Below are 7460 nucleotides of genomic sequence, written 5' to 3' on the forward strand. Positions count from 1 at the left end.
AGCGCCCCGGCCGGGTGCGCCACCGCGCCGGCGTGACGCCGCCGCATGCGGTCACACGCTGACCGCATCTCCTGCGACCGTGCTCGGGCAAGCCGCCCGGGCACCTGGGCCACGGGCCGGCACACGACTCGAAGGCCGAGGTTCCCCGATGACCGTCCTCGACGCCCGGGCGCTCAACCGCGCCACTCTCGCGCGGCAGTTGCTGCTGGACCGTGCCGACCTGCCGGTACTGGACGCCGTCGGGCACCTGTGCGGTCTCCAGGCACAGGAACCGCAGGAGCCCTTCGTCGGTCTCTGGTCCCGGCTGCGGGTGTTCGAACCGGCGGTGCTGTCGGCCCTGCTGACCGGGCGGCGCGTGGTGCGGACCCATCTCATGCGCCGCACCGTCCATCTCGTCACCGCCGATGACCTGGTCGCCTGGCGGGCCCGCCACGACGGCATGCTGCGCCAGCGGGTGCTCGCGACGTACCGGCGCGAGCTGGAGGGAGTGGACCTCGGCGAACTCGCCGCGGCGGGCCGGGAGATCATGGCCGACGGCGAGCCCCGCTCGATGGGCGAGCTCGCCCGAGCCGTCGCCGGCCGCTGGCCGACGGTGGGACACCGGCCGCTGGGCGAGATGCTCGTCGCCGCTCTGCTCCCGATGGTGCAGCTGCCGCCTCGCGGACTCTGGCGTACGACGGCCGGCGTGCGCTACGCACTGGCCTCCTCCTGGCTCGGGCGCGAGATCGGCCCACCAGCCGCGGACGGCCCGGACCCCGTGGGGCGGGCGTTGCTACGGCGGTACCTGGCCGCGTTCGGCCCCGCCGCCTCGGCGGACCTGCGCGCCTGGTGCGGTCTGGCCGGACTGCCCGCCGCTGTCGCCGCCCTGCGCGAGGAACTGGTCTCCTTCCGCGACGAACACGGCCGGGAGCTGCTGGACCTCCCCGACGCGCCGCGCCCCGACCCCGACAGCCCCGCGCCGGTGCGGTTCCTCCCCGCCTTCGACAACGCGATCCTCGGCTACCGCGACCGCAGCCGGATCATCGACGACGTCCATCGCGGGCTGTCGGTCGAAGGCGCCCGCCTCGTCCTGGTCGACGGGCGCGTCGCCGCCACCTGGACCGTCGTGGAGGGATCCGTGTCGGTCACGCCGCTGCGCCGCTTCTCGCGGGCGGACCGGGCCGACGTCGCCGAGGAGGGACGGCGGCTGGCATCCTTCCTCTCCGGCGGTGAGAGCAGCCGGGTGCGGATCGCCACTTCTCCCGTCCGAGCTGCGTGACCACGCCGTCCCATCCACCGGGACGACCGCGTTCAAGGCCTCACGGCCGACAGGCCCGCCGGGGAGGCCGGGAGCACACTGGAAGGGTGCTGCCGGTGCTCACGAGGAGGGTGTCGGCCGATGAGGAAGTCAGAGCGGGTGACCGTGCGCCGGTGGCGGTGCCGGGGCAATCCGCTCACCCGGCGGGTCGACGTCGTCGAAGCGTGGGTCGTGCTCGCCGGCTGGGTGCTCGCCCTGCTGGGAGGGGTGTTCGCCGGGCTGGCGGCGTCGGGGGCGGTCGACCAGGCCGTCGAACGGCAGCGGGCCGAGAACCATCAGGTCATGGCGGTGGTGGTCGAGGACGCGCCGGCCCCGGCTCCGGCCCGCGCCGCGAGCGACCACCGGGTGTGGGGCAAGGTGCGGTGGACCGCGCCGGACGGCTCGACGCACCGGGAGGAGGCGCGGGTGCCGCCGAGGGCTCCGGCGGGGAGCACGATTCCCGTGTGGGTGAACAGGAGCGGTGCCCTCACGACCCCACCGGTCACCGAAGGCGAGGCGTGGTTGCACACGGCCATGGGCGGCGGACTGGCCGGGGCCTTCGCGGGTGGCGTCGTGCTGGGTGCCGTATGGCTGGCACGGCTGTCGCTGGACCGGCGGCGGATGGCCCGGTGGGACGCGGAATGGGAGCGGATCGACACGCGGCGGGGGTGGAAGACGGGCTGACCGGGCGGCCACCGCCGTGAAAGCCCCTCGCGACGGCCCCGGCGACCGGGTCGCGCCCTCGGCAACCTCGCTGGTCAGCCCAACCAGGACGGCCCCACGTCCGCCGACACCCGCAGCCGCGGCCGACCCCGGTGGCCCGCAGGGGTACACCGAGCACGGCCGGCAGCACCTGCCCTCCGTCGGCCTGGGTGTTGCCCTGAGGCGCCGGCCAGGGCCGCGCCGGGCGTGCCCGTCCTGCGTGCGCTACCTGGAGAGTCCCGGGAACGGGGTTCCGGACGGGAAGGGCGTGGCCGTGGGCGTCCTGGCGGTCGCGCCTTCCACCTGACGCACGGTGCCTTCCCCCGGGCTGCTCCCCGTGCCCGTGCCGGTGGACAGCTGGGACCAGGCGCCCAGTGCCACAGCCACGGCGGCGGCGGTGGCGACGACACGTGCCACACGCCGGGTCCTGGCACGCCGGTCCAGATCCCGCCAGGCCACCCGGACCCAGGGTTCCTCCGGTTGCCACAGGTCCCCTACTGCGTGCTGTGGTTGAGGCTGTCGTCCCCGTGCCCTCTCCCGGGCGGAGGGTTCCCGCGGGGCACGGGTGCGTATGGCGTGCTCGCTGTCCGTGAGGAACTTCAGCCACTCCGCGTCCGGGATCGGGGAAGCGCCGTACGGCTCGTCGGGCGTTCCCCGTCCGCCGCCCGCTCCTTCGGTGGTCACGTCTCGTCGTCCCCTCTCCGACCGTCGGCCTGATCATCACGCAGCGCAAGATCAGTATGCCGCCCGGACGTCCGGGGTCGCCGCCGCTCGGTGCGCGGACAGCACATCCGAGACCTACTTGGTACCGCCGTGTGCGCTGAGGCCAGGGGGACGGGCGTCACGCGACGGCGGGCGCCGCCGGCAGGACGTGGTCGCCGACCGTGTCGGGGCAGTGGCGCCCGGCAGTGGCGCGTGAAAAGGGCCCGTGCATCGGCACGAGCCCTTCGGTCTGCTAGTTCGCCGTCCGGCGGGTGGCGTCTACGTGCGGTCACCCTTCGGCTTGCCCCGCTGGTCGGGCGTGCCGTGCGGCGGCGGGCTGAACGGCTGCGGGGAGGTGCCGGGCGACACCGGGGAGCCGCCGTGCCCCTCGCCCGTCTCGGGACGCATCGCGCCGGGATCGCCGGAGGAGGGCTCCGCGCCCTCGCGCAACTGCTCAAGCCGCGACCCCAGCAGCTCGGTCACCGGCAGCCGGTCGGCGTGCGACCGCTCGTACGCCAGCAACTCCTCGACCTCGTCCGCGGACAGTGACCGCACCCGGCTCTCCAGGCCGCCGACCGGCAGATGGTCGTAGTCCGGCAGCGGCAGGGTGTGGCGGGCGGGATCGGCCATGGTTCTCACTTCCCTGTGTACGACGTGTGCGACGTGTACGAGTTCACGTACGACGTGAGGTACGGGGCACGGTGCCGCGGAGCGGCTGTCAGCCGCCGCCCGGACCGCCGCTGCCGAACGAGCCGCTGCTGCCCTCGTTCCAGCGCGGACGCTCCTGGGACGCGCTCGTCCGGTCGCCCTGCGTCTTCAGCTCGTGCGGCGTCAGACGCCCGCGGCCCTGGGGCACTTCATCGGGCTCCCTGTGCTCCCTCGTCTCCCGGACCGGGCCCCCCTCGGGCATCCTGGGCTGTTCCTCGGGCCGTGGCGGGCGCCTGCGCTTGAGCCGGACACCCAGGATGAAGGCACCCAGCAGCAGGGCCACGACCGCCAGACCCGTCACGACGAACCCGAAGCCGGGGGCGTCCCCGCCCGCGGCGATCTCCATCCATGCGGTATTCATGGCCCGCGAGTACCCCGCGTCCTCACCTCATGAACCGGTTACCTCGACCTCGACGACCGGGCCGACCGGGTCTTCGACCGGTTCTCCTTGCGGACGGCGTCGAGCAGCTCGGCCTTCGACATCCGCGAGCGCCCCTCGACACCCAGCCGCTTCGCGACGTCGTACAGGTGCTCCTTCGAAGCCTGCTCGTCGACGCCCTCGCCGCTGCGGCCGCCCTGCTGCCGGGGCCGGGCCGACCTCGGGTCCGAGGGGGCCTTTCGGCCGCCCTCCTTGCGCTCCCAGTGGTCGCCGACCTTCTCATGCGTGTGCTTCAGCGCGCCGAAGGCCGTGCGGTGTGCGCGCTCGCCCTCGCCGTACTGCTCCACGGCCGAGTCGTGCGCCTTGATCCAGGTGCGCTGCGCCTCCTCGGAGGACCGCTCCAGGGTCGACGGAAGCTCCTGTCGCCCGGGCATGTGACTCACCTCCGTACATGGTCGTTCCGGGGCCGCCCGGGTGCCCGGGAGCCGGTGCGGAAAACCGGACGGAACCCTTGGGGACACCGGGTTTGACCGGGATCGGCGGGGCTACCCGCGCGGTGTGACTTCGACGACATCCCAGCAGGAGCTGTTCCGGTTCCTGGAGGACCGCTTCGCTTGCGCGCAGGCGTGCACCGAGTGCGCACGGGCGTGCGCGCTGCGCGCGAGCCTCGTGGATCCCGACGGCACCGAGAACCAGGAACTCGTACGACGCAAGGGCATCATGTGCGCGGAGGTCTGCGACGCGACCTGCCGTGTGCTGTCCGAGCAGAACCAGGTGGACGAGACCAGCATCCGTGTGCAGGTGGAGTGGTGCCGGACCGTGTGCCTGGAGGCCGCGCACGTCTTCGACCGGCAGCCAGGGGCGGAGGACTCGGCGGCGATGTGCCGCGCGTGCGCACGGGCGTGCACGGACTTCCTCGCCACGCTGAACTGAACACATGACACCGGCGTGACGGCGGACTCCCGGCCCGTTCGCGCCCCGCCATTCCCAATTTCTGCAACACGTTCTACGGTGTGCGCCGACAGGACCGGCCTTGGGGAGCCTGGAGGCGCCGTGCACCTCGACTACACGCCCGAGCAGCAGCGGCTGCGCACCGAGCTGCGCGCCTACTTCGCCGGACTGGTTCCGGACAACGCCTACGCCCGGCACGGCGACCCGGCGGAGCGGAAGCGGTTCTACCGCGAGACCATCCGGCGGCTCGGCGCGGACGGCTGGCTCGGCGTGGGCTGGCCCGAGGAGTACGGCGGGCGCGGCCTGACGGCGATGGAGCAGTTCATCTTCTTCGACGAGGCCGCCCAGGCCGGCGTCCCGCTGCCGCTCATGGCGCTGAACACCGTCGGCCCGACGATCATGCAGTACGGCACCGACGAGCAGAAGGCGTACTTCCTGCCGAGGATCCTCAGCGGCGAGATCGACTTGGCCATCGGCTACAGCGAGCCCGGAGCGGGCACCGACCTCGCGTCCCTGCGGACCCGAGCGGTCCGCGACGGTGACCACTACGTCGTCAACGGCCAGAAGATCTGGACGACCAACGGCGACACGGCGGACTGGGTCTGGCTGGCGGTCCGGACGGATCCCGCCGCGCCACCGCACAAGGGCATCACCATGCTCCTGGTGCCGACCTCCGACCCCGGCTACTCCTGCACCCTGATCAACACCCTCGCCTCGCACGACACCACGGCCAGCTACTACGAGAACGTCCGCGTGCCCGTCTCCCGGCGGGTCGGCGCCGAGAACCAGGGCTGGCGGCTGATCACCAACCAGCTCAACCACGAGCGCGTGACCCTGGCGGCCCACGGCACCATGGCCATCCGCGCCCTGCACGACGTGCAGCGCTGGGCGATGGAGACCAAGCTCGCCGACGGCCGCCGCGTCGCCGACCTGCCCTGGGTGCGCCGCCTCCTGGCCCGCACACACGCCCGGCTGGACGCGCTCAAGCTGCTCAACTGGCGGATGGTCGGTGCCGTCCAGGACGGCACCCTCACCCCGCAGGACGCCTCCGCCGTCAAGGTGTACGGCTCCGAGGCCCGGCGCGACGCCTACGCCTGGCTGATGGAGATCGTCGCCGCCCCGGGCGCTCTGAAGGAGGGCTCGGCGGGTGCGGTCCTGCACGGCGAACTGGAACGCGGTTACCGTTCCGCGGTCATCTTCACCTTCGGCGGCGGCAACAACGAGATCCAGCGGGAGATCATCTCGTGGATCGGGCTGGGAATGCCCCGGGTTCGGCGCTGATCTGATGTTGTGACGAGGCTTTTCAGTTGGCACAAAAGCGGGGTAGTTGGCACTGAACTCCGTTCGGCGGTGGCGGTGCAGATTCCTCAGTGATGCTGCTGACTGGGCCGTGAACTGCTGTTATGTGGGGCGAGACTGCAGTGTTTGAGGCACGGATGGCCGTCTCCTCCGGTGCTGCGACGGCATTGTTGCGCGCTGGTATGGGAGGTGAGGGTCCGGGTTCAGAGGAGCGGCGTCGGACCCTGGGACACCTGAGACAGTGATGTGGCTGGAGTGGCGGCGATCTCGTCGATGTCGATGTCCAAACGTCTCTGCAGGTCGCAAGCCTGGGACAGCAAGGAGGCGTAACGGTCGAGACGGAGGCGCAAGAGTCGACGAGGTGTGTGTAGCTGACCGTGGAAGATGCCTGCCCGGCCGACGACGTACTCGGCCATGGATTTGTTGTCCTCGCGGAGCACCGGTACCAAAGGGCTGAGGGCGCGTTCTCCCTGGGTGACGCTGCACCACACGAGGATTTCTCCAATGTGTGGGTTATGTCCGTAGTGCGCGGATCGGAAGCGTGGAATGTCACGGCAGATGGCATCCCAGTGTTGCTCGGGGAGATGCGAGGGCGTCGAGTGCCCGTCGAAGCCGGGCCACCGCCGCACTGCTCATGAGTGGCTCGCCGCTACACAGCGGTGCAGACGACCTGGATCTCGACAGGGGTGTTGAGCGGCAGCCCAGCGACACCGATCGCGGTGCGGGCGTGCCGTCCGTTCTCACCCAGTACCTCGATGAGCAGTTCGCTGGCCGCGTTGGCGACCTGCGACTGCTGACCGAAGTCCGGCGTGCTGGCCACGAAGACCAGCATCTGCACGATCCGGACCCGGTCCAGATCGCCCACCGCCTGCAAAGCGGCAGCGAGCGCGTTGAGCGCGGCATGGCGTGCGAGTTCCTGCGCGGTCTCCAGCTCCACGTCCCGGCCGACAACGCCCTCACCCACCAGCTCGCCGTCCTTGAAGGGGAGTTGGCCGGAGAGATGGATGGTGGAGCCCACCGTCCGGTGGGGCACGAGGTACGTGGTGCCGGCGAGGGCGGGTAGCTTCAGTCCCAGGGCCTGGAGCCTTTCTGAAGCCGAGTCACCCTTGACGGTTTGAGGCAGGGGCTGAGTCATGCCGCCACCGTCTTGCTGTGGATCATTTCCTCAGTTCTCCGCTCAGGCTCAGGCGTCAGGGGCGCGGGAGGCCGAAGAGGACGGGGAGGTCGGCGATGTCGGTGATCCGCTCGTAGCCGAGCCAGTGCTCGTCGTGCTCCCAGCCGCGGTCCATGTACACCTTGTTCTTGATGCCCATGATGGCCAACATGTACTCGAAGGCGCGGAGCCGCGGCTTGTAGACGCCCATCTCCTCGGCGCTGATGACGACCTCGAACGGGGCCTTGAGGTTCTCCGCGAGGCGCACGGCGTGCGCGGTGTCGCTGTTC

The 7460-nt window shown here is 71.5% G+C and carries 9 protein-coding genes and 1 pseudogene; 4 read left to right on the forward strand and 6 right to left on the reverse strand.

All coding sequences use genetic code 11. The annotated features are described in order from the left end of the window. Positions 1-148: 148 nt before the first annotated feature. Both IE97_RS0136285 and IE97_RS0136290 read left to right on the forward strand, forming a co-directional pair. The gene (locus tag IE97_RS0136285; protein ID WP_030251084.1) at positions 149-1258 is read left to right on the forward strand and encodes a winged helix DNA-binding domain-containing protein; all 1110 of its coding nucleotides are present in this window, start codon (positions 149-151) and stop codon (positions 1256-1258) included. A gap of 120 nt (positions 1259-1378) precedes the next feature. After that, the gene (locus tag IE97_RS0136290; protein WP_030251088.1) at positions 1379-1960 is read left to right on the forward strand and encodes a hypothetical protein; all 582 of its coding nucleotides are present in this window, start codon (positions 1379-1381) and stop codon (positions 1958-1960) included. A 243-nt stretch (positions 1961-2203) separates the two neighbouring features. On the opposite strand, the gene IE97_RS0136295 is transcribed toward IE97_RS0136290, so the two are convergent. From IE97_RS0136295 to IE97_RS0136310, 4 genes are all read right to left on the reverse strand, one after another. Further along, positions 2204-2662, reverse strand: a complete 459-nt coding sequence (locus IE97_RS0136295; protein WP_030251093.1) for a hypothetical protein — start codon at positions 2660-2662, stop codon at positions 2204-2206. Between the two features lie 297 nt (positions 2663-2959). After that, entirely contained in the window at positions 2960-3310 is a 351-nt protein-coding gene (locus IE97_RS0136300; RefSeq protein WP_030251096.1) for a hypothetical protein, read from the reverse strand. 88 nt (positions 3311-3398) lie between these two features. Next, positions 3399-3749 carry a DUF6479 family protein gene (locus tag IE97_RS0136305; RefSeq protein WP_030251100.1) on the reverse strand — a complete coding sequence of 117 codons (351 nt, stop codon included), beginning with the start codon at positions 3747-3749 and terminating at the stop codon, positions 3399-3401. Positions 3750-3787: 38 nt separating this feature from the next. Then, positions 3788-4201 (reverse strand): ChaB family protein, encoded by a 414-nt coding sequence (locus IE97_RS0136310; RefSeq protein WP_030251103.1) that lies wholly within the window; start codon positions 4199-4201, stop codon positions 3788-3790. A 124-nt stretch (positions 4202-4325) separates the two neighbouring features. On the opposite strand from IE97_RS0136310, the gene IE97_RS0136315 reads away from it, so the two are divergent. Then, positions 4326-4700: a ferredoxin gene (locus IE97_RS0136315; RefSeq protein WP_030251107.1), complete on the forward strand. Its 375-nt coding sequence runs from the start codon at positions 4326-4328 to the stop codon at positions 4698-4700. Between the two features lie 120 nt (positions 4701-4820). After that, positions 4821-5999 (forward strand): acyl-CoA dehydrogenase family protein, encoded by a 1179-nt coding sequence (locus IE97_RS0136320; RefSeq protein WP_030251110.1) that lies wholly within the window; start codon positions 4821-4823, stop codon positions 5997-5999. A gap of 667 nt (positions 6000-6666) precedes the next feature. On the opposite strand, the gene IE97_RS0136330 is transcribed toward IE97_RS0136320, so the two are convergent. Further along, on the reverse strand, positions 6667-7152 hold the full coding sequence (locus IE97_RS0136330) for a RidA family protein (protein WP_030251117.1): 486 nt from the start codon (positions 7150-7152) through the stop codon (positions 6667-6669). A gap of 55 nt (positions 7153-7207) precedes the next feature. Beyond that, positions 7208-7460, reverse strand: a pseudogene (locus IE97_RS0136335) (haloacid dehalogenase type II); the annotation flags it as partial.

The organism is Streptomyces sp. NRRL S-455, assembly GCF_000717875.1.
Taxonomy (GTDB): domain Bacteria; phylum Actinomycetota; class Actinomycetes; order Streptomycetales; family Streptomycetaceae; genus Streptomyces.

Bases quoted from the DNA above. Each gene is read 5' to 3' on its own strand.
- IE97_RS0136285 (WP_030251084.1), top strand. From the start codon at position 149: ATGACCGTCCTCGACGCCCGGGCGCTCAACCGCGCCACTCTCGCGCGG.
- IE97_RS0136290 (WP_030251088.1), top strand. From the start codon at position 1,379: ATGAGGAAGTCAGAGCGGGTGACCGTGCGCCGGTGGCGGTGCCGGGGC.
- IE97_RS0136300 (WP_030251096.1), bottom strand. From the start codon at position 3,310: ATGGCCGATCCCGCCCGCCACACCCTGCCGCTGCCGGACTACGACCAT.
- IE97_RS0136305 (WP_030251100.1), bottom strand. From the start codon at position 3,749: ATGAATACCGCATGGATGGAGATCGCCGCGGGCGGGGACGCCCCCGGC.
- IE97_RS0136310 (WP_030251103.1), bottom strand. From the start codon at position 4,201: ATGCCCGGGCGACAGGAGCTTCCGTCGACCCTGGAGCGGTCCTCCGAG.
- IE97_RS0136330 (WP_030251117.1), bottom strand. From the start codon at position 7,152: ATGACTCAGCCCCTGCCTCAAACCGTCAAGGGTGACTCGGCTTCAGAA.